Source organism: Lutimonas halocynthiae (assembly GCF_030409835.1).
GTDB lineage: Bacteria > Bacteroidota > Bacteroidia > Flavobacteriales > Flavobacteriaceae > Lutimonas > Lutimonas halocynthiae.
Genome location: NZ_JAUFQO010000002.1, coordinates 231660 through 254403, shown reverse-complemented (window position 1 = coordinate 254403; position 22744 = coordinate 231660). Strand labels below are relative to the sequence as shown.

General features: G+C 33.8%; 22 protein-coding genes and 1 tRNA gene. 16 read left to right on the top strand and 7 right to left on the bottom strand.

Annotated features, from left to right (window positions below; genetic code table 11):
• Positions 1–100 precede the first annotated feature (100 nt).
• A complete protein-coding gene (locus QWY87_RS04080; protein WP_290288545.1) occupies positions 101–1060 on the top strand; it encodes a GSCFA domain-containing protein in 960 nt (319 codons plus the stop codon).
• 38 nt (positions 1061–1098) lie between these two features.
• Here the strand turns inward: QWY87_RS04080 and QWY87_RS04075 are convergent, their stop codons facing one another.
• Positions 1099–1410, bottom strand: coding sequence for a rhodanese-like domain-containing protein (locus QWY87_RS04075; RefSeq protein ID WP_290288542.1), 312 nt, complete (start codon positions 1408–1410; stop codon positions 1099–1101).
• Between the two features lie 134 nt (positions 1411–1544).
• Positions 1545–3731 (bottom strand): glutamine synthetase III family protein, encoded by a 2187-nt coding sequence (locus tag QWY87_RS04070; RefSeq protein WP_290288540.1) that lies wholly within the window; start codon positions 3729–3731, stop codon positions 1545–1547.
• A 171-nt stretch (positions 3732–3902) separates the two neighbouring features.
• Between QWY87_RS04070 and QWY87_RS04065 the strand changes: the two genes are divergently transcribed.
• Positions 3903–4913, top strand: a complete 1011-nt coding sequence (locus tag QWY87_RS04065; RefSeq protein WP_290288538.1) for a glutamine synthetase beta-grasp domain-containing protein — start codon at positions 3903–3905, stop codon at positions 4911–4913.
• A gap of 57 nt (positions 4914–4970) precedes the next feature.
• Here the strand turns inward: QWY87_RS04065 and QWY87_RS04060 are convergent, their stop codons facing one another.
• The gene (locus QWY87_RS04060; RefSeq protein WP_290288535.1) at positions 4971–5903 is read right to left on the bottom strand and encodes a calcium/sodium antiporter; all 933 of its coding nucleotides are present in this window, start codon (positions 5901–5903) and stop codon (positions 4971–4973) included.
• Positions 5904–6138: 235 nt separating this feature from the next.
• Between QWY87_RS04060 and QWY87_RS04055 the strand changes: the two genes are divergently transcribed.
• The 5 genes from QWY87_RS04055 to QWY87_RS04035 all read left to right on the top strand — a co-directional run bounded on the left by QWY87_RS04055 (position 6139) and on the right by QWY87_RS04035 (position 8847).
• Positions 6139–6510 (top strand): BlaI/MecI/CopY family transcriptional regulator, encoded by a 372-nt coding sequence (locus QWY87_RS04055; RefSeq protein ID WP_290288532.1) that lies wholly within the window; start codon positions 6139–6141, stop codon positions 6508–6510.
• A 4-nt stretch (positions 6511–6514) separates the two neighbouring features.
• Positions 6515–8224 (top strand): M56 family metallopeptidase, encoded by a 1710-nt coding sequence (locus tag QWY87_RS04050; protein WP_290288529.1) that lies wholly within the window; start codon positions 6515–6517, stop codon positions 8222–8224.
• 62 nt (positions 8225–8286) lie between these two features.
• Positions 8287–8439 (top strand): SsrA-binding protein, encoded by a 153-nt coding sequence (locus QWY87_RS04045; RefSeq protein ID WP_290288527.1) that lies wholly within the window; start codon positions 8287–8289, stop codon positions 8437–8439.
• Between the two features lie 32 nt (positions 8440–8471).
• The gene (locus QWY87_RS04040; protein WP_290288524.1) at positions 8472–8711 is read left to right on the top strand and encodes a putative signal transducing protein; all 240 of its coding nucleotides are present in this window, start codon (positions 8472–8474) and stop codon (positions 8709–8711) included.
• A gap of 62 nt (positions 8712–8773) precedes the next feature.
• Positions 8774–8847: transfer RNA gene (locus tag QWY87_RS04035), tRNA-Arg, on the top strand.
• Between the two features lie 431 nt (positions 8848–9278).
• On the opposite strand, the gene QWY87_RS04030 is transcribed toward QWY87_RS04035, so the two are convergent.
• The gene (locus tag QWY87_RS04030) at positions 9279–11270 is read right to left on the bottom strand and encodes an IPT/TIG domain-containing protein (RefSeq protein ID WP_290288521.1); all 1992 of its coding nucleotides are present in this window, start codon (positions 11268–11270) and stop codon (positions 9279–9281) included.
• A 46-nt stretch (positions 11271–11316) separates the two neighbouring features.
• Positions 11317–12537 (bottom strand): outer membrane beta-barrel protein, encoded by a 1221-nt coding sequence (locus QWY87_RS04025; protein ID WP_290288519.1) that lies wholly within the window; start codon positions 12535–12537, stop codon positions 11317–11319.
• A 598-nt stretch (positions 12538–13135) separates the two neighbouring features.
• Here QWY87_RS04025 and QWY87_RS04020 point away from each other — a divergent pair.
• Positions 13136–13423 (top strand): 4a-hydroxytetrahydrobiopterin dehydratase, encoded by a 288-nt coding sequence (locus tag QWY87_RS04020; RefSeq protein WP_290288516.1) that lies wholly within the window; start codon positions 13136–13138, stop codon positions 13421–13423.
• 333 nt (positions 13424–13756) lie between these two features.
• Positions 13757–14416: a hypothetical protein gene (locus tag QWY87_RS04015; protein ID WP_290288515.1), complete on the top strand. Its 660-nt coding sequence runs from the start codon at positions 13757–13759 to the stop codon at positions 14414–14416.
• A 188-nt stretch (positions 14417–14604) separates the two neighbouring features.
• On the opposite strand, the gene QWY87_RS04010 is transcribed toward QWY87_RS04015, so the two are convergent.
• On the bottom strand, positions 14605–14982 hold the full coding sequence (locus tag QWY87_RS04010; protein ID WP_290288513.1) for a hypothetical protein: 378 nt from the start codon (positions 14980–14982) through the stop codon (positions 14605–14607).
• 243 nt (positions 14983–15225) lie between these two features.
• Between QWY87_RS04010 and QWY87_RS04005 the strand changes: the two genes are divergently transcribed.
• The 6 genes from QWY87_RS04005 to QWY87_RS03980 all read left to right on the top strand — a co-directional run bounded on the left by QWY87_RS04005 (position 15226) and on the right by QWY87_RS03980 (position 19984).
• The gene (locus QWY87_RS04005) at positions 15226–15612 is read left to right on the top strand and encodes a DUF6090 family protein (RefSeq protein ID WP_290288510.1); all 387 of its coding nucleotides are present in this window, start codon (positions 15226–15228) and stop codon (positions 15610–15612) included.
• A complete protein-coding gene (locus tag QWY87_RS04000) occupies positions 15613–15987 on the top strand; it encodes a hypothetical protein (RefSeq protein WP_290288508.1) in 375 nt (124 codons plus the stop codon).
• A gap of 325 nt (positions 15988–16312) precedes the next feature.
• Entirely contained in the window at positions 16313–16882 is a 570-nt protein-coding gene (locus tag QWY87_RS03995) for a hypothetical protein (RefSeq protein WP_290288507.1), read from the top strand.
• 208 nt (positions 16883–17090) lie between these two features.
• Complete coding sequence (locus QWY87_RS03990; RefSeq protein WP_290288504.1) at positions 17091–17507, top strand: hypothetical protein; 417 nt, start codon at positions 17091–17093, stop codon at positions 17505–17507.
• A 458-nt stretch (positions 17508–17965) separates the two neighbouring features.
• Entirely contained in the window at positions 17966–18502 is a 537-nt protein-coding gene (locus QWY87_RS03985) for a hypothetical protein (RefSeq protein ID WP_290288501.1), read from the top strand.
• 468 nt (positions 18503–18970) lie between these two features.
• A complete protein-coding gene (locus QWY87_RS03980) occupies positions 18971–19984 on the top strand; it encodes a C39 family peptidase (RefSeq protein WP_290288498.1) in 1014 nt (337 codons plus the stop codon).
• 377 nt (positions 19985–20361) lie between these two features.
• On the opposite strand, the gene QWY87_RS03975 is transcribed toward QWY87_RS03980, so the two are convergent.
• Positions 20362–21621, bottom strand: a complete 1260-nt coding sequence (locus QWY87_RS03975; protein ID WP_290288495.1) for a DUF418 domain-containing protein — start codon at positions 21619–21621, stop codon at positions 20362–20364.
• Between the two features lie 424 nt (positions 21622–22045).
• Here QWY87_RS03975 and QWY87_RS03970 point away from each other — a divergent pair, with 424 nt between their 5' ends.
• Positions 22046–22696: a hypothetical protein gene (locus QWY87_RS03970; protein WP_290288492.1), complete on the top strand. Its 651-nt coding sequence runs from the start codon at positions 22046–22048 to the stop codon at positions 22694–22696.
• The last annotated feature ends 48 nt before the right edge of the window (positions 22697–22744 follow it).

Sequence of the window (22744 nt, the reverse complement as noted above, 5' to 3'; positions counted from 1 at the left end):
TGCCTGTTTAATTTATTAGCATTGATCCTGAAAGGGACAGTTGTTAGGGGTTGAGTGCTATAATCAAAATACAGAAGTTTCAAATTCATTAAGAAAAAAAATGAAGTTCAGAACAGAAATAAAATGCAGACCAGCTTCACAGCAAATTGATCACAAATCAAAAGTTGTATTACTGGGTTCTTGTTTTTCTGAACACATGGAATCGAAATTTGACCATTTCAAATTTGACAGCTTTAGCAATCCGTATGGCATTCTCTTTCATCCACTTGCCATAAAAAAAGCAGTTCAAGATTGTATTGCTGAAAATTATTATGCGCAAGATTCACTTTTGAAGCATAACGACTCCTGGCTCAGTCTGAATCATCACAGTAAATTTAATCATTCAAGCCCTGAAAAGACCTTGATTGCCATCAATCAGCAAATTGAAGAGGCACACACCGCTTTAAAAAAAGCATCTCATGTTATTATTACTTTAGGAACCGCATGGGTCTATACATATAATGAAAACGGTCAAACAGTAGGGAATTGTCATAAGATTTCTCAAAAAAAATTCACCAAGAGTTTATTGACATCTGAAGAAATTCTGGCCAGTTTAAAAGGAATCATAAAGGATGTTAGATCGGTCAACAAAGATGTAAACTTTATTTTTACACTTAGCCCGGTGAGACATCTCAAAGATGGTTTTATCGAAAATTCCTTAAGTAAGGCCTTACTTCTTGCCGCTATTCATGCATTACAGAGAGAACCTAGCGTTTTTTATTTTCCAGCTTATGAAATTATGATGGATGACCTGCGCGATTATCGGTTTTATAATAGTGACATGATCCATCCCAATGAAACGGCAGTTGATTATATCTGGGACCTTTTTGGAAATTCATGGATTAGTGAATCATCCAGAAAATTGATGGCAGAAATTGATGAAATTCAAAGGTCATTGGCACACCGCCCCTTTGATTCGGCTTCTGAGGGTCATAAAAAATTCCTCATCACTCTTGAAGAAAAAATAGATCAGCTTCATTTAAGGCATCCTCAAATTAAATTCCATAAAAAAAGGAAGTGATCACACTTCCTTCCTTAACTATTTTTAATTAAAACTACTTATTTAATGCAATTCACAACGCTACCCCATGGGCCACCGTTGATTGCATCTACACCGTGTTGTTTTAAAATTGTAGCCGCAGATCCACTTCTGGCACCGCTCCTGCAACAAGTAATAACCGGTTTGTTTAAGTTTTTAATCTCGTCTATACGACTTCCTATTATATTCAAAGGAATATTCTTTGACCCTTGAACATGCCCTTCTTCAAATTCTTCAATAGTTCTTACATCAATCACTACTGCTCCATTTTCCAAATACTGCTCTATTGATGCAACACTTGTACTACCTCCAAATAAATTAAATATTCCCATGTGCTTTTCTTCTTTATTTTATGTTCTGCAAATGTCTTAAAATTCCTCTATTTATGTGTAACGGGAGTTACAATAATTATACCACCTTTGTATTACGTGTCAAAAAGTCAAAAAAAAGAAGTTTGAAAATACGCCTATCTTGTGAAAAGCATTTCACGATACTTTACCAATGGCCACAATTCATCATCTATCATTAACTCCAATTTATCACAATGGTATCTGATTTCTTCAAAAAATGGTTTTACCTTTTTACAATACAATGCAGCTTTTTTCTCTTCGTCATCAGTTTTATTGGCTTTTTTTCTTTCATCGACCATAGCATTGGTCTTGCTGGTAATACCTGAAATGTGTTCTGAAATTCTTTTAATCAAATCCATTTGCTCCTTGGCTACACTTTCAAATTCTTTTCCAAACACCTCCTTGAGCCCTCTTACATTTTTGATCAAAATGTTTTGATAATTCACTGCCGTTGGAATTACATGGTTCATAGCGATATCACCTAATACCCTGCCTTCAATTTGAACTCTTAAGGAATAAGCATCCAATTCGATCTCATATCGTGCCTTGATTTCAGTTTCATTCATAACATCCATCTCACTATATAGATCCATAGCTTTCTTACTCACTTTGACCTTAATCGCTTCTGGCGTAGTCTTATTATTACTTAAACCCCTTTTGGCAGCTTCTTTCTCCCATTCCTTTCCATAACCATTCCCTTCAAACAAAACGTCCTTTGACTCTTTGATATACTCTCTTAGCACATTAAAAATGGCCTCATCCTTTTTAAAGGATTTATTATCGATCAAGGCATCAACCTCATCTTTAAAGTCTTTAAGTTGTTTTGCGACAATGGTATTTAATAATGTCATTGAATTAGCGCAATTCGCCATTGATCCAACAGCTCTGAATTCAAACTTATTTCCAGTAAATGCAAAGGGAGAAGTTCTGTTTCTGTCTGTATTATCCAAAAGGATTTCTGGAATTTTTCCGATCACATTCAACTTCAAATCAGTTTTTTCCTCAGGAGAAAGTTTACCATCCGTAACATTTTCCAAATCACTTAATACTGAGCTTAACTGTTCACCAATAAACACAGACATGATTGCTGGAGGCGCCTCATTAGACCCTAACCTATGATCATTACTAGCAGAAGCAACCTCTGCCCTCATCAACTCCTCATATTTATAAATAGCCTTTATCGTGTTGATAAAGAAAGTAAGAAACTGTAAGTTTCTCATTGGCGTTTTACCCGGACTGAGCAGATTCACTCCGTTATCTGTGCTCAACGACCAATTATTATGTTTTCCGGAACCGTTTATTCCTTTAAATGGTTTTTCATGCAACAAGGCCTTCAGTTGATGCTTAGATGCAATTTTGCCAATGATATCCATCAACAAAGCATTATGATCTACTGCTAAATTTGCCTCTTCATGAATCGGAGCCAATTCAAACTGATTTGGAGCCACTTCATTATGCCTTGTTTTTACAGGAATCCCAAGTTTGATACATTCGGTTTCCAGTTCTATCATAAAACTCATTACCCTTTGCGGGATGCTCCCAAAGTAATGGTCATCTAATTGCTGTCCTTTGGCAGAGGTCTGGCCCAAGAGGGTTCTCCCGGTCAAAACCAGATCAGGTCTTGATAAAACCAAGGCCTTGTCAATCAAAAAATACTCTTGCTCCCAGCCGAGAAAGGCATTCACCTTTGATACATTCTTGTCAAAGTACCTGGCAACTGCAGTGGCCTGTTTATCTATGGCATTTAGCGCCCTTAATAAAGGTGTTTTATTGTCTAAGGCTTCTCCGGTATAAGCAACAAAGATGGTTGGTATACATAAAGTGGTACCATAAATAAAAGCCGGAGAGGTAGGATCCCAGGCTGTATAACCTCTTGCCTCAAATGTATTTCTAATACCGCCACTAGGAAAACTTGATGCATCAGGTTCTTGTTGAACCAATTCATTTCCACCAAACCTTTCTAAGGCCTTCCCATCTTGTCCAAGTTCGAAAAAGGCATCGTGCTTTTCAGCTGTTCCACCGGTTAAAGGTTGAAACCAATGTGTATAATGCGTAACGCCTTTAGACAAGGCCCAATTCTTCATAGAATTTGCTACCTGATCAGCAATCTTCCTATCGATGTTTGAGCCGTGTTTTACAGAATTCATGACACTTTCAAACGCTTCTTTGGTAAGGTACTGCTGCATGCTTTCTCCATTAAAAACATTACTGGCAAAATACTCAGATCGGTTCTTTGATTCCACTATTGGAATAAGTTTTCTATTTAAAGTCTCCTGTAAAGCTCTTGATCTGAATGTTGACATACACTAATAATTAAATTTTCAAGGGGTAAAAATACTGATTTTTTAAATGTACCCCTCAAAAAATTGGGTATTCATAAAAATTATACTGATGAATACATATTTACCCCCAATATTTTTGATGTAGTGCATTTATATTTATATTTGTCATCAAATTATTTAATCTAGAAATTTATGAGCAAAGCGAAATTAGAGTACATTTGGTTAGACGGACACCAACCTACTCAGGAGTTGAGAAGTAAGACTAAAGTCGAAGAAGATTTTAGCGGTAAATTAGAGGATTGTAAAGTATGGTCTTTTGATGGATCGTCTACTGAACAGGCTGTAGGTGGATCTTCAGATTGCTTACTAAAACCTGTTGCTATTTATCCTGATCCTGTTAGAGATAATGGATGGTTAATCATGTCAGAAGTTTTGACGGCAGATGGTAAACCACATCCTTCAAATGCAAGAGCAAAGATTGACGATGATGATAATGATTTCTGGTTTGGATTCGAACAAGAGTATTTCTTAATGGATATTGAAACTGATCTTCCACTTGGATTCCCAAGAGGTGGATTCCCTGGCCCACAAGGAAAATATTACTGCTCAGTTGGTGGTAGATATACTTGGGGTAGAGAATTTGTTGAGGAACATGCTGATCTTTGTATCGCTGCAGGACTTAACTTCGAAGGAATCAATCAAGAAGTTGCACCTGGACAATGGGAATTTCAACTTTTTGCACAAGGAGCTAAAAAAGCCGGAGATGAGATCTGGATTGCGCGTTACTTATTAAACAGACTAACTGAAAGTTACGGTTACTATATTGAATTGCACCCTAAACCAGTAAAAGGTGACTGGAACGGTTCTGGTATGCATGCAAACTTCTCTAACACTACTTTAAGAACATGTGGTTCTAAAGAAATTTATGAGAAAATTTGTGAAGCTTTCAGGCCTGTAACTTCTGAGCACATTGGCGTATATGGAGCATTTAATGATGAAAGATTAACTGGATTGCACGAAACAGCTCATGTTTCTGACTTCAGTTATGGTGTATCTGATAGAGGAGCTTCAATTCGTATTCCTATTATTACTGTTGAGAACGGTTGGAAAGGTTGGTTAGAAGACCGTAGACCAGCTTCAAATGGTGATCCTTATAAGATTGCCGGTAGAATTATCCAAACGGTTAAATCTGCTAAATTATAATTGATAAAAATTTATTGATTTATATGAAATGCCTTCTTTTTAAGAGGGCATTTTTTTTTAGACCACCATACTGATAAATATAACATATGAACCCAAGAGAATTAATCCTTCTCCCCAGGATAATCTCATCCTTCCAGGTGTAAAGACCAGGGGAAAGATACTTAGAGACAGTACAAGCATCCAAATGAGATCAAAATCTATCAAGCCTTGATCGTTGGCTGAAATCGGCGTAACCATAGAAGTAATGCCAAGAACCGCTAAAATATTAAACATATTTGACCCTAATAGGTTTCCCAAAGAAATGGCCTTTTCCTTTCGCATAATCGCTACTAAAGATGCTGCCAGTTCAGGAATACTTGTCCCGATAGAAATGATGGTTATCCCAATAATCCTTTCGCTCACACCAAATTCAGTAGCCAGGTTTACGGATCCTTTAATAAGTAGTCCAGACCCTGCCCATAGTCCAACGCCTCCTAATACTAAAAAAAACAGCGATTTATAAAGAGGGTATTCAACATCGTCCTCTGGCATTTCGTCAATAACTGCTACTTTTTGATATTTGAATAAATAGATCAGAATGAGAACTAGTGTTATGAACATAACAAAGCCTTCCCACCTTTGTATTTGTCCGTCAAAAGCCAGAAATACATATAGCAATACAGATGACAACATCATTACTGGCCAATCTGTTATATAAAAACTTTTTTCTACTTTAATCGTACTAACCATAATAACGATGGCTAAGACAAAACCTAAATTAGCAATATTTGAACCAATGACATTACCTAGCGCTATGTCTGCATGCCCATGCATAGCTGCTTTCAAGCTAACGATCAACTCTGGCATTGATGTGGCAAAAGAAACCACTGTCATACCGATGACTATTTTTGGAATTTTCAATCTAAGAGACAAAGAAACAGCTGCCTTTAACAGCCAGTTACCACCCATAATTAAAAGGGTGAATCCAGCAAGTATGAATAGATAATTCATTCAGAACAAAATTTTCGCTAATATAGGTCATAGATTTGAGAGTAGTAAAAAAGTAAGCGTATGAATACTACTTTATTTCACACTTAACCAGGCAAGGAGCATTCAAACATCATTATCATCACATCGCCCTGCCAGAAGGTACTTACAAGACTTTATTAATTTTTTGTTAAATAACTATTTTTTTAGTTATACAACTATAATATTAGTTTATATTTGACACATCAATATTTTTTATATGGAGAAACTTACCAACAAAGAAGAAGAGATCATGAGGGTTTTATGGAAACTTAAACAAGCTTTTGTAAAGGAAGTAGTTGCCGAGCTGCCTGAACCTAAACCTCATTATAACACCATCTCAACGGTTATTAGAAATATGGAAGAGAAAGGTTTTATAAGTCATAATGCCTTTGGTAAGACCCACCAATACTACCCCGTTGTAAGCAAGGAGGAATATAAAAAGACCTTTATGCATAAAACGATACAGCATTATTTTGAGGATTCTTATAAAAATGTAGTGTCTTTCTTTGCCAAAGAAGATAAGATCAGTGTAAGTGAATTGAAGGAGATTATCTCTATCATAGAAAAAAATCAAAAAAAGCAATCATAAGAATATGGAATATTTTATCAAGTTCTCAGCTATTCTCGGCTTGTTCTTTATTTTTTACAAGTTATTTCTTGAAAAGGAAACCTTCTTTAATATGATTCGAGGATATTTCCTGATAGGCATCATTACAGCACTTATACTCCCTTTAATAATAATACCGGAATATGTTTATTTAGAAAATGTTTGGGTCAGTCAAATGACTGCTTCAAGCGTTGAAGTTGCTGCTGTTGAAAATTCACCAGGTTTAGACTTAGAAACATTAATTTTAGGTGTTTACGCATTGGGCGTCTTATTTTTTGGAATTAGATTTTTATTGCAGCTAGGTTCATTGTTACGTTTTATCTTAAAATATCAAAAAACGAAACGCAATGGTTACGTGTTTATAGAAGCCGATGCATCTACCAGCCCTTTTTCATTCTTTAACTATATTATTTATCCCAAAGATGGATTTAGTGATGCTGAACTAGATCAGATCATAGCGCATGAAAAAGTTCACGCTTCTCAATTTCACAGCTTTGACATCCTGTTAGGGCAATTACTCATCATTTTTAACTGGGTCAATCCGCTTTCCTGGATGTATCACAAAGAAGTTCAGAAAAACCTGGAATTTATAGCAGACGAGAAAGCGCATAGTATTCACAATAACAAGGAGTCTTACCAGTATTTATTACTGAAGACGGTTACTCCGAACTATTCACTCGCATTAACAAGTAATTTTTATAACTCATTAATTAAAAAAAGAATCAAAATGTTACACAAAGACAAATCCAACAACATGATGTACTTTAAGTTTATTTTTATCATACCTGTACTCATCGCTTTTGTATTTACTTTTAACACCAAAGTGATTGCCCAACAAAAAACAGAAGAAAAAGTTGAATGGCGTACAGAACTAGAAGTAGAGGTTATCACTAAAGATTTCCAAAAAAGCGATCTTGAGGCCTTAAAATCTAATCTACTAAAAAAGGGAATCACCCTTGGTTACAAGAAACTGAAATACAATGACAACAAAGAAATCGTTGCTATTCAAATATCAGTATCAAACAAGCAAAATAACAAAACCCAACTCGAGCAAATGGGCTCTGCTCCTATCAAACCAATTAGCATCAAGTTTGATGATAAAGGTGCCTTAGCTGTAGGAAATCTGGAAGGGATGGAAGAACACAATGTGTTTGTTAAATCCGCGCATAAAGATGGTGAAGAGAATGTTTTTGTTGTAAAGAGCGCTAATGGTTCAAAAAAATCTGATGGGAATTATGTTTGGGTATCTAACAATGGTGACGAAACACATGTCAAAATTGTAAATGGCCAAAAAGTAACGGAGGAAATACACGGACCTCATTCTAAGAATGTTTGGGTTTCTGAATCTGGTGATTCCACCAAAGTAAGAACGGTTCAAATCATTGAAGTTGACGAAATGCAAGATGGAGAAAAAACGGTTATTGTCAAAAAGATTCACAAGGACAGTGAAGATGTAGACATTATAGTGGAGACATCCGGAGATGTTCATAAGAGTGAAAACAAAATGATGTTTATCAGTGATGACGGAGAGCAGCCACTTATGATTGTGGATGGAAAAGAAATGGAAAACGGGAGCTTAGAAGATATCGACCCTAAGACCATTGAAACAATCAATGTGTACAAAGGTGAAATGGCTGTTGAAAAATATGGTGAAAAAGCTAAGGATGGCGTTGTGGTGATCAAGACCAAAAAATAAACACACACAAAACAAAAGAATAAAAAATCGCCTTAATCAAGGTGATTTTTTATTTTTGCAATATGAAGAAACAAGTATTTAAATTACTCGCCAAGACGAACAAAATTCTTTTACCAAGTATGGGTAAGCAAGAAGTAGATATGAGCAAGGCTAAAAAATGGCAAATGGCATTGATTGGCTGGCGATATTTTGTAACGAAAAACAGTCTTGACTAGATTTTTTCGTATCTTTAAGAAAACGTATGACTATGGATGATCAATCAAAACACACCAGATTTTTTACGGGTTCACTAATTGAAATTCAACGACTTCAAATTGACTTGGATGAACAAGAAATTCCTTCAATGATTAAAAACAACTTCCAATCAGGTATGAGGTCAGGTTTTTACGGGGGTTCCCCCTCGCAAGTTGAACTTTTTATCTTCGAAGAAGACAAAGAAAAAGCCCTCCCAATCCTCGAATCTTTTAAGGAACAAATGGGTATTTAATTTTTTATATATATATTTTCTATTCTGCAAAAAAGAAATATATTTGCAGCCCTAATCAATAAGGCCTCGTGGCGCAACTGAATAGCGCACTTGATTACGGCTCAAGAGGTTACTGGTTTGAATCCAGTCGAGGTCACGAATAAATCAAAAAGCAAGCTAAATCATAAAGCTTGCTTTTTTGATTTTGCGACTTTTTGATTTTCAAAGCGGAGCTTTGTCTGGAAGGCCTAAGGCAATCCAGTCGAGGTCACAAGAGTAAAAGCTTAGCACATTGTGCTAAGCTTTTTTCATTTCAGAACGTTTCGAATTTTATTCGAAAAAGAAATGAAATGGAAAAAGCTTAAGCAATTGAAAATTGCAGCTTTTACTCGGAATTTTGAGTTCTATGGATCACTGTCAAGTAATCCTTTCCCAAATATCGAATTCTGAATGTCAAAACAGTAAATTCAAAATTGCAGCTTTTACTCGGAATTTTGAGTTCTAAAGATCATGAAATAATCAAGTTGAAAACTAACTATTTCATTTGATATATTCTAAATCTTTATAATCAAACTATTGTTAATCACCTTATTCATAATTTGGGTCATATTCCCAAAAACTTGGTTCATAGGCACTAGGCTCGTAACTGCCAGTACCATAATAGGCTTTTCCATCTAATACAAACGACGTAGGGTAATAATAATAATAATCTACTATAGGGAAATCACTCAATTCTTTCCAAGAATCTGATAGATAATTGTATTCGTAAACACTTTTTTCACCCATAATATAACCAACATTATCAATAGAAAATCCAGCTCCCATATAATTCCCATACGCCCCAGAATAATCTAAGCCAGATTTCTTGGTCCATTGTTGGGTTTCTGTATCAAATTCGAATAAATGGGTATAGGATTGGTTTCTGCTCATGGCAATGTAAATTTTACCTTCAACTACAAATCCTTTATTAATAGTATAATCACCTCCCCCTATATCGAAATCCAATCCTGGCATTTTAGTCCATTTATCAATTGATGGGTCATAGCTCCATAAATTATCACTATAATTCTCTATGAATACATATCCCCTTCCATCAATTGAAAATCCTTTTGCAGCAGAAACTGCATAGGGAAAGCTTTCAATTTGTTTCCAAGAATCAGATGCCGGGTCATATCTCCAAAATTCATTCGTATTTCCTGACGAACTCCTGCCTGTTCCGACATATGCATAATTACCAATTGTAAAACTAGTGGCTAGCGACAATCCGGTTCCCGGAAAATCTGAAATTTTAAGCCATGAATTCTGGATTGGATCATATTTATAAAAATCATTAGAAAGATTACTTAAATTATTCCGAGAATGAGAACCCAAACCAACATAAGCATTATTTAATAATGAGAAAGAGGTTGCTCTGTATCTGTTTACAACATCAGATTGGACATTCTCTCTTTTTATCCATGGTTCTTCTAAGGTAAACAAAGATGAATCATATGTCGTTTGACCGGCAACTGTTACGCCAACTTTAATAAATCTATTTGTATAGGTTCCAAATGGAATTCTTACAGTCATCTCTTTTTTACTCGCCTCAACCACTTCTCCATAATTTTTTTCGAAACTGATTGTATCACCAATCTTATCTGGATTAAAATTATCACCTGTTATCTTTATTAATGTGTTGGATGACCCTGACTCAGGAGATACCTTAAATATTTTCGGTGCAAGTACCTCAAACAATTCTTCGGCTGAACTTGATTTTAAATTTAGAGTTAGTCTTACTTTACTTTGATGGGTATTTACAGATGTTGGTACAATGACTGATAGTTTCGTTTTTGAAGATGATATTACTTCGGCCTGATGTTCATTAAAACTTATAATGTTCTTCTCATTTACTGCACTAAAATTTTTACCAATAAACTCAATGGTATCCCCAAAAGTTGCTTTCATTGGGTAAAATGATTGAATTTCAGGTACAGTTAGTTCAAATTTATTTTTAGCTACAGCCTGCTGATTTGCAACATTTAAATAAATAGAAACATTTTCATCATTAATTCCATCTGGAACAATGCAGGTTATAGTGGTATCTGAACTACTTATAACTTTTGAAGAAATATCTTTAAATAGTACATGATTATTATTAGATAAATAACTAAAATGTCTTCCTTTTAAAATAATTGTATCTCCCCAGTTACCTGTTTTTGGGTAAAAATCTTCAATATTTGCAGCTTCACTTCCTAAACTAAAGAACGCAGTATTTATTCCATAAACCAAGTATTCATTGTTTTTTGCATATGCTCTGACATAATAAATTTTATTCTCTTTCAATGTGGTTTCAACTTGAGCTGAAAATCCTCCAGTTGTTATTTTGTCAGCGATAATCCTTTTTTCAGAAGATTCAATTGTTGGGTTCTCTTCTTGATCCCAAACAAAACCATATTCAATTATTTCTTGATTTCCCTGATAAATTATTTCAGCATTAAGTACTGCCCCCGATTCTGTTATCCTATTTGCTTCTAAGGTTTGTACTCTTGGATATTCTGTTTGAATTATTTCATCATCAATACACTTTACAGAGATTAACAAGATTATTATAATTGATGCGATTTTTAGTAATTTTTGAAAGACCATATTAATAACTTAAACCTATTAAAATTTGAAAATTTGTTATATTATCGTGCAAAGATGAATCAGCGATATTAATTGAAACACCAGACGTTCTTTCGTAACGCATTTCAATAAATCCACTTAACTTATTCTTAATCGATTTCTTAATACCAATTCCACCCCAAAAGCCAAGTTGATTATCGTCAATAAAAATAGACTCCCTATCATAAGTTTGTACAACATTATTATTTTCTAGTTCTTGAATCCAACTAAAGGAAGATTCTAAAATGATAGTACTTGAAATACCTAAATTTATATATGGCGTAATATTTTTTTCGGAGAATACATACTTAAAACCTAACGGTATTTTAAGTTGTTCTAAGTCCATTGTTATATAATTCCTTTCATTAGTATATGATTCTATTTTACTATTGGATGTGTAAGTTGAAGATAGATATGCTAATCCGACATGAACAGCTATCCTTTCATGAATTCGAGGCGATAAAAAATCAAAATATAAACCCGGCATAATTGAATTAGCATAGTCAAAACCGCTCGTTAAATATTCTGTGTTGTTAAGGTCCGAAGAAAAATTTAGTTTAGAGAAATTATATCCGATAGATAATCCAAAGTGAGTTTTAAACCAAGGTTTTCCCTCTTTAAATGAAATGCTCGCTTGACCGCTACATTTATTGTAAGCTTCAATTAGTTCTGTCAGTTGTCTTTCGCTATACTTAACTTTGCTAATTTTATCTTTAATACTCGGACAGTCTGATAATAGATAAGATAAAACTGCAATATGTCTATTGGAATTTTTTATATATTCTTTCCCATCAATATAATATTTTACAGGCTCATTTGTTAATTCATGAAGCTTTTCATCTTCTTTCTGAATATAGAATGTGCCAAAGTACCTATAAAGCAAAACATTACCTCTGGTCAAAATTTCAAAGAAACCGTTTCCTTTTGCATTATTTTCTTTTGTTACTTCTTTAGATACAAAAACCTTGTCATCTATATATCTGTAACCCAGTATTTGATTCGAATCATAATTAGTTAAATCCTCATTTTCATCTAACTTGAAATAACAAGTTTTATATTTTGTGTTACCTTCTCTGTAGTCAACAAGCCCATTTATGGTGTCTTTTTCATTGGTTATTATATAACCTTTTCGGAAGTCGTTTTGCGAATAAATGTTTTGATATAAGGCAACCCAAATGAAGATTATCAGTGATATTCTTTTCATATAATGCAATTTTTATTTTTACTAAACTATAGTTTGTGAATTAAACTTTCCCTGATATATATCACTTCTTCATAAAGTATAAATCCCTATAAATAAAAAAATAATACTCTTTATTAATTGTTTAAAACGTTTAGGTGATGATTTTATTCCGGTTAAATTTATTATACATTCCAGCCATTAATTACTTTTTTAGTTTGATTTTTTTCATAGACAAAATAGCGTGTTTTTGGATCTCGAAATAACTAATAAAACTGAAAATACCAAATAGCGATAATGGGTATTTATCAATAGTACATGTATTTAAATTCAATCTAAATAACTCGTCTAAATTCCTCCAAATAAAAATGGAGATTTCGCTCTAGCGAAATATGTGGTTTTCCTTTTCAAAATGGAATTGAATAGACTTGATCTATCATCTGGATTTTTCATTCCCACAAATGAACAAGCTCATGCATCCATTTCCTTACTTCTGCACTATTGTTTCACTCTAAAAGACAGACCAGGATATTAATAGTGATCTATTTGTTATATATTCCTTTTTATTAATTTAACTTGCTCTAAATAAGCATTCTAAAAAAATGCATAAAACATAAAGACCATGACCAAATTAAACGAAGAAGAAATTCAAAGCAGTATGGGCCTCATTGACCAGGCCTGGCTATTAAAAGGAAAATTTATCCATCGTGAAATTCTCTTTAAAAATTTTATTGAGGCCTTTTCTTTTATGACAGCTGTGGCCTTGGTCGCTGAAAAGTCGGGCCATCATCCAAATTGGAAAAATGTATATAACAAAGTGAATATTGCGCTCAATACTCATGACGCGGATGGACTAACGAAGAAAGATTTCGATTTAGCAGTGGCAATAGATAAGATTTTAAAAAAATAGTGGCCTTATGGGAACTGAAGTATCATTACTGCTCATTTCACCACTCCCAAAAATAATGATACAGAAATTTGCGTATTTCTGAATGTGAAGCATCATTCGATTTTCTCAATTTAAGGTGCTGCCATGCGCCACTTTTTGGCTTTAAAATAGATTTAGGCAGTAGGTGTCCACTTCAGATTTATCGGGGGTAAAAGTGTGATTATTAGAACCACCACTCCCGGACATTAGCACTTATTTCTTCTTGAAGTTCTATACCGTGTAGAGGGTATATTTGCCTTGAAATTTTGAATAAATATTTAATTCATGTATCTACGCATAAATTAAACAACTGTTATGATTAAGAAATTACTAGGATTGTTAGCTATTACATTATTATTGTCTGGTTGTGGTGATGACGGCCCAATTTTTGACGATTTAGGCTATATTGAACTAGGCTATGGTATTGACTTTTCTGATATTGAAATTAGCGAAGAAGTTTTAGAATGTGCTACAAATACGGATAGTATCATAAATGAATACAACAATATGATAGAAGAGGCTCGTGAATTGTCATATTTAGAAGAAGACCCGCTAATGGAAGCTTTTAATATTTGGGAGAATTATTCTGTGAAACTAGATCAACTAAAAGTTTCCTTTGAATCAGAAGGCGGAGATATAGAAGTATTAGAGGAAAAGCTATTCTTATGGAATGAAGAGATGATGGTCAAAATTGATGAACTCGTGAACGCTTCAGATATAGAAAGTCAAGAATGGAGAGATGCAACAAGGCTTTTAGATTTAGAATTGGTAGAAGGCATTGTTAAACTATTTTCGGAAGGAGGCATTGAAACAAAAGAACTTGCCAGTCAATTTTTAGACTGGTTCAAAGAAAATAAAAAAATTTTAGACGAAAATGAGGATAAGTTGATAGCTCTTTCTCAAATGTTGGATATAGAAATTCAACGATTAGAGATAGAACGTGATCAGGCTGTTGAAGCTTTAAACTGCAGTTAAAAAAGTTAATCCTAATAAAACCACTCCCAACATTCTCCCGCATCCATTTCCTTATTTCTGAAGGTTAAGCGTGATATAGATCGGCTAATTCTTGTATCGTAAGTCCTTGCATTTCTACCATAGGTCAAAGGTAGAAACTGATATTGACTTTTTGGTAAGGGAAATCCTTGCTATTAGTGGGGAGTTTTTTATGGATTTCTTTTCCGAACTCTTATTTTTAGATTTAGTTGCCAAAGACCTCTATTATATACTTCACCTTTGATGCGTTGAAAATCAGAGATAAAGTATTCTAAGTCGATTATATCCTCATACAAAATCATAATTTGTGTATCTTCAATGTAAATGAGTATGCTTTTATCTCTTAATTCTGGTCGCTTGTTAGTTTCCCACCAATTATATTTATAATCCTCAGGAACATCACCCTTTAAATGAAAATGATACTCTTCAAAATAGGGACTCTTCTTATAATCATATTCTTTAAAAATCTTCTCAAAATCTGCTTTAGTCCATTGGGCTTGAACTGTACTAACTAAAAGTATAAAAGCAAGTAGAAGGAGATTTTTCATTTGTTCTGGTTAATATCACTAAAGATATGAATTAATGTTTACGTGTGCCTTGAGTTTGACACCTGTTCATAATCGAATGGGGTTTTTCATTCCACCACTCCCGAAAATAATAATACAGCGGTTTCCTTATTTCTGAAGGGAATTTCATGTGACTCAAGTTGACCATAATCAATAGAAGTACTGACCATTGTCAATGGAATTAATTATCTAAAGTGATAGTCTTGTAATTTAACTTTTATACAGATGCTTCATTTCTTCCGCAAAATCCGTCATGACCTTATTACTAGCAACAAATCATTCAAGTATTTTAAATATGCTATTGGGGAGGTTGTTTTAGTAGTTCTGGGAATACTGATTGCGATTCAGATCAACTATTGGAATGAGCAAAGGAAAAATGATTTAAAAAAGGAGGTATATATTCAGAGACTCAATCATGATTTAGCAAGAGATACTATAAATCTGAACAATTATATTGCTTCTTGCGAAAAAGGTATTAGAGCCTGGAGAAAAACTGAAAGGCAAATTGATAAGCCAAATGCAACAATAGACTCAATCATAGAAATAGTAACATCCATGGAGTGGTATCCTACTTATCCAATGGAGGAATTGCATAATTCAACTTTTAATTAATTGTTGTCAACAGGGGATATTGATTTGTTTCAAGAAGATCATTTGGTGATGTTGATGGATTTTTATGCTATTAGGGAAAGAAATTCATCAAGACTTCTAGACAATCAAGAGTTTTCAGAGTCATTATGGAGTGTTGAATTTAATTTTTTGTTTATGGAAGATAAGACAAGCCTTTTCTATAGCAAGCAGAAAGAAAAATTTGACGAAGTAAAATTCTTGAGAACATATTATAACTTAGTAAAAGTGAATAGTGGAATGATGCATAGTAACAAAGATGGAGCGCATTATGGATTAGTGCGAACAAGAGAAGTTTTGAAGATACTAAACAACCCAAATGAAAACAGTTACTCGGATATTTCGCATATCTTTAAGTGATCATTTCATTTAGCCCTAGCTTAGTTCGTAGGGGGCATTCCCATAAATGAACATTCTCCCGCATCCATTTCCTTACTTCTCAAGTTGAAGCATCATTCTCATTTTTTAAATTAAGCTGCTGCCATTCGACACTTTTTGCATTTAAAATAGATTTAGGTAGTAGATGTCCACTTTAGAATTATTGTCGTTAAAAGGGCGATTAGTGGAACCGCCGGTCCTATACATTAACACGTACCTTCATCAGGGTATTTTTTATTGAATTGTGGTTATCCGTATCATAGTTTTCTAAAACATATTTACATTTGATTTCGATTTAATTTGCACTATGAAAAAGGCATTATTCATTTTACTTGTATTCAGTCTAAATTTAACTTCCTGCACTTTATTTGAATTGGAAGTAGACAACGAATCAAGTGAAGAAAATAGTGAGCCAAGTGAAGAAGATAGCGAACCAACGGAGGAAGATGGTGAGCCAATAATGTTTCTTCAAAAATATGACATGAGTGTTTGGGAAAGAATAGATGTTTCACCTCCAGAAAGAAAGGTTTTTATGAGAATACTAAGGGCCCCAAATAAAATTTTTTCCCGATGGGGTTCAGTTGTTCCAAGTCACAACTGTTATTCAATAATGTTGTTTGGTGATTTTTTCGAAATAAGTATCGGTTCAAATACCGAGGACTATCTTGAAATCCAACAAAAAAATATCAACGGCCCCGATCAAGATCAGATTTTTCTCCATATTCGAAATGACACACTAATTCAGAAGGGTTATACAGGAAATGCTCATGGATATTACTACTGGACAAGCAAGTGGGTAAAATCAAAAGTGAATGTTGATAGTTTGAAATTATGTGAAATTACTCCAGACGACTCTAATCCCCCACCACCTTTTTAACAAATACTTCTCAAAATAAGCCCACTTTAATGTGGCTCAGGCTACCTAACCCCATACCCTCAACAGGGTAAAAACCAATAGGTTGATAATTCTCATGGTTTAAGATTTTGCTTAATATATCTTTGGGGAAAATTTTATCAGATTACTAGAAACCGTAATTAAATACAATCTATAGAAGCTATTTTTGAAAGCTATTTTAAATGATATTATGAGAAAAATGAAGTATATTTTAATTATGGTTATGGCTGTCATGCTTTCTGTATCTTGTGTCGAGGATGAATTTGGAAGTGTAGCAGGCACATGGGTACAACAATCATCGACAAGTTCTGGACTAAATAAAATACCACCGGACCCTAGTTTAAAATGGGAAACCACAACAATTTTCAAAACAAACCAAACTGGCAGTATAGATAGGAATGGTATAAATATGATTAGTGAGAAAGTCGGTTATATTACGAATCGTTTTAAATATCACGTTCTAATGGGTACATTGACAATAACATTTGACGAGGAATCTGATAATGATAAGTACGTTATTTCTGGAATTAATAGTTATGTTGTTTCTGGTAATAAACTTACTTTAACAGGTGAGGATGGAACAATTACAGTGTTTACAAAAAAATAAAAATAATCCCTTACTTAATCGGTAGGGGGTTTTCATTCCACCACTCCCAAAAATAATAATACAGCAATTTCCTTATTTCTGAAGTTTATCGCATTAGATCAGTTTCGTTGAACTTAGTTCGGTAAATATTCCTCTACACTTGGACAATAATTTGTAGTATTCGTCCTAACTCGTTTGGGATAAAACATATAGTTAAATAACTTAAAGGTTAAATCCCTTTATTATGGAAACTTAAATTATTACTACCCACCATTTATTGCATTTTTTTGGTTGTATCCCATCTGATGAAGAACTTATAATTCAAAATGAAATCGCTATTCATATTGAGCAAACAAAATAAGTTTTCGAGATTCATTTCAGTTAACATTAATTAAAAGGAGAGGCGTTAAAGAGCCTAAACTGGTTAAGTGCAATTCAACAAAACATTAAATTTTAACCAATTTTTTAATTCCCTCACCATGAAAAAAGCAATCCTACTTTCGTTCTTAATTTTGATCTTCAGTTGTTCTAATGATAATGATGATGACTTTATTACCATACAAAATGACTTTGTTACCACACCAGATGTTATTGGTTCACAAATGTTCGAATTGAATATTTCGCAATCTGATGGCACCAGTATTACTTCCTGCCCTGAAGTTGGCGACGTCACGTATTTAATCAAAGATAACTCTACCATAAATGGAGTTCTAGGAAAATATGGAAACCTAGAAGTTTCAACTGATAACACCATTTTTGTTTACAGCTGTTCGTTTAGCTCTACCGAAAATAATGACTTTATCGTTCAGAGATTTGGAGGTATGTTGACCACCGTACATTCGGAGTCAATTAATTTAGAAGGGCGTCTGGAAATCAACAGACAGACACGTCGAGTATCTGGTGCCATCACTATCAACATCATAAATTCTAATGATTCTAAAACTTACGATGTGATCGGAAACATTCATGAGTCGGGTTCATGCGAAATTGAAAGTTATTCTCGGCGAAAATCATAAAAATTTTCTCCTTGTAAAAAACCGAATTAAAATTTTAATTCGGTTTTTCTATATTATGAATAGGGGCACTATCGGTTTCTTATTAAATGAGTTCAAAGAAGAAAATTTATTAGAAAGAATTAAAAACTCACAGGATATATTTTTGTGCCCCATTACAATGGATGCGACAAACACCTAGAGAAAAAAAGAAGTATATAAGGCATTTAATGAGGTGTCGGTACTGAGATATTCGGCCCAAAGTGCGATTTTAAAAATAAAAGTAGACGGGCAGTTGGCTTTAGATCATTTATCCTGCGATGGAATTTTAGTGTCCACTCTTTCACATTGGCACGTATTTCTTCTTGTAGCTTTCGGCAAGTATTTAAGTGCTTTCGGAAACTATATAATACTTTTCGTCCTAAACCATTCTTCTGCCAAGGGTATTAATACTATATTTATGTTATTATTATTCTTATAATAATTCCGCCTGTGTATCGAAATACTTTTTTGTTGTATGTGGTTTTATATTTAACATTTTCTTGCTCAGAAGATAATGAAATAATAAACCATCCACCCATTGCAGACTTTGAAATTAGTGATAGGATAGATTCTTATTACCTTATAAGTTCAAGAAAAAATCCTGATAATGCCATTCTATCGTATGACTGGAAATCTGAATCTGAAATAATTTCCATTAACGATTCGAAAAAGAAAGATGCGAATTTTAAACTTCCTGCCTTAAATGAATCTAAAACAATTGGTATAAGTCATACTGTATATGATGGGCAAACCTATGTTACTGCTCATAAAGATATACAATTGCCAATATTAACGGAAATAAGAAGTTGGGGCTTAGGTCGGGAACTAAAGAAAGGAATTAGTAATAATGTAGATTATGATTGGTATATGGATCAATTGGGGACGGGCAAACATAGTCTATTTAATTGCGGCCCAACGACGGTAACGATGGCTATAAAATGGTATAATAAACAATTTTCAGAAAGTCCTGAAGATGCGAGAAATACTTATAGATCTTCTGGAGGCTGGTGGTGGAATGAAGACATTACTAATTACTTGAATAAATATTCTGTAAATAATTCTATCATAGCGTTAGATAGTTCTGATTCACTAATTAATGAGCTTGAAAAAGGAAATATCATAATACTGAATTTAGATATGTATTATATCCGTTATCAAAGTAATCGGCTATGGCATATTGATAAGTTTTATGACACTCAAAATCTAGGATGGGGTCATTTTATAATTTTAAAAGGCTACAAGTTAGTTGATAATGAGTTATTCTTTGAAGTATATGATTCTTATAGCATTGGTGCTAATTATAATGTTAATTCATTAAAAGGTAATGACAGGTATTATCGTTTTAGTGATCTTGATAAGGCAACCAATAATTGGTGGGATTATGCCATAATTGTTTCAAGAGAGAGTTCTAAAAGCCCTATTGGCATTGATCCTGCAAAAATTATTCATAAATATGGAATTTAAGAGAATGACTTGTATATAAGTAAATGAATCTCAACTTGACAACAATGTGTCAGATTGTTCAAAGGATGATACTTCTGCTTGGTCATTAGGATGTGATTAGTTATCCATTCCGCCACTCCCAATTGTTAGCACGTATTTCTTCTTGAAGTTCTGGGTGATTATTATCGTAGTCGCATAGTTCTTGCAAAGACAGACCATTAATATATGTATCGTTTAGCTCCTCATATTCACAGTACAAATCAATCGTCTCTTTACCATGAGCTAAAGTTATGGAAGAATTGGAAATTCTGAGTAGTAATTATCTTAACTATTTTTAGTTAAATTAATGTTATTATTTTGGATTTCATTGTTTTAAAAATCATGTGCTTTATTTAAAATTAAACTTGTTTGCCATAGGTCAATCGCCTCCATAACCACTCAAGTGGGCCATATTTATGATTTTTAAGCCATAGTAAGCTCAGTATGATTTGGAATACCCAAATTGCTATAACAATAATCCATAACTCGGTACGGTTGTATTGATCAAAATGATTAAAACCAAATCCGAAGAATACAATCACGCAAATAACAGACTGCATGATATAATTGGTAAATGCCATTTTACCAACGCTGCTAAATGGTCTGAACTTTAGACGAGCAAAGAATTTTTGAAACAAGCCGTTAAACAAGAGTAGATATCCTATGGATAGAACCATGGGCCCTACTCGTAAACTCAATACTCCCGCTAGTGGTCTTACAGGCATAGTATATAAATAAGTGTCATAATAGGAATAAGTAGCACATAAGCCAATCCCAAGCAGCATGGCGACTATGGTAAATGGCCAATAATACCTCCAAATTTTATAATTTGAAAAGACTCCGGTTTTAATAAAAATGAGACCAATGATCATCATCATTAAGTTTCGAAAGAGGATAGAAGAGTAAAACAATTTCCCCTTATGTACTTCCTGAAAGCTTGTGTTTGCCTTAAAGTTATCGATATAATTTCCTTTTCTTAATGCTGTCTCTTTTTCATAATCTTCTTTGGTTTTCAGTATTACTCTTTTCTCCCATGCTTTAATAATGGTACTATCTTTAGCCACTCTCTCATCACCCTGAATGGCCAAGGAGGTACGGTATTCTTTATATTGGTTTACTGTTCGATTATGAATAATTAAACTATTTGACAACTGTATAATTAAAAGGAATACTACCAGATAAATTAAATTTTTAACTTTCCATGTTCGGAATGGAAATAGGAAAAAGGCTAAAATAGCATAATGGTATAACACATCTCCAGGCCATATAAAATAAGCATGTATTACTCCAAAGATAAATAGCCATAATAGACGCTTGGTATAGATATCTATAACTTTCAAACCCAGTTGCTTCTTGTCTAAGCGATCTATAAAAAGGTAAAAACCAGCACCAAAAAGTATAGTGAAAAGTCCCATCATTTTTTGATCGAAAAAGACATAAGTTAGAAAACGTACAAGAGAGTCTGTTTCAGAATCAAACCCATACACATAGGGATTGAATGCACCAAAAAATGGATAGCTGAAATGAGCAATGTTCATTGCAAGAATTCCAAGTATTGCAATTCCACGAATAAAATCTAGAGAGCCGATTCGCTCATTGAGTTGTACCGGTGAGTTCATTTTAAGTATAGATTAGGCTTTGAAATTTATTTAACGAACGAATATACTATTATATTTTAATTAAAACTCAAGACCTGTGAAGGCTTGATACAAATGGCTTTTATATCTTTTTCCTGGAAATATAGTAGTTTAAGTTAATGGTTTTTCATTCCACCACAACCAAAAATAATAATACACCAATTTGCTTAATTCTGGAGTAGAAGCTTCATATAGGCCTTCCCATTCTCAGCAGCACTATTCGCTACTTCTTGGCTTTAAAATAGATTTAGGTAGTAGATTTTCACTTCGGAATTATCGTGGGTAAAAGGGAGATTAGCAGAACCATTACTTCCGCACATTAGCATATACCATGATGAGGGTATTTTTGGTATGTAATTTGGAATAAATATATTTTATTATTACTTATGCTAATCAATCAACTATTATGCTGAAAATATTACTAAGGTCGCTGGTTATATTACTTTTATTCTCTGGCTGCGGTGGGGAAGGGATTGACGGAAGGCATGGCGCAGGAGGAGGAATTGGAATAGGTGATATTGAATTTAGCGAAGAAGCTTTGGAATGTGCTACAAATACGGCTAGTATCATAAATGAATATAACAATATGATAGAAGAGGCTCGTGAATTGGAGTATTTAGAATCAGAGCCGCTAATAATGGAAACTATAAATTTTTGGGAGAATTATTCTGTACAACTAGATCAACTAAAAGTTAGCTTTGAATCAGAGGGAGGAGATGCAGAAGCATTAGAGGAAAAGCTATTCTTATGGGAGGAAGAAATGGGGGTCAAAATTGATGAACTCATGAACACTTCAGATACAGAAAGTCAAGAATGGAGGGATGCAACAAGGCTTTTAGATTTAGAATTGGCAGAAGGCATTGTTAAGCTATTTTCGGCAGGAGGCATTAAAACAGAGGAACTTGCTAGTCAATTTTTAGATTGGTTCAAAGAAAATAAAAAAATTATAGATGAAAATGAGGATAAGTCTAGAGTTCTTACTCAAATGTTGGAAATAGAAATTCAACGATTAGAGACTGAACGTGATGAGGCTGTCGAGGAATTAAATTGCGGCTAAAAAAAAGTTTGTCTAATCAAAATATCCGTCAACATTCTCCCGCATCAA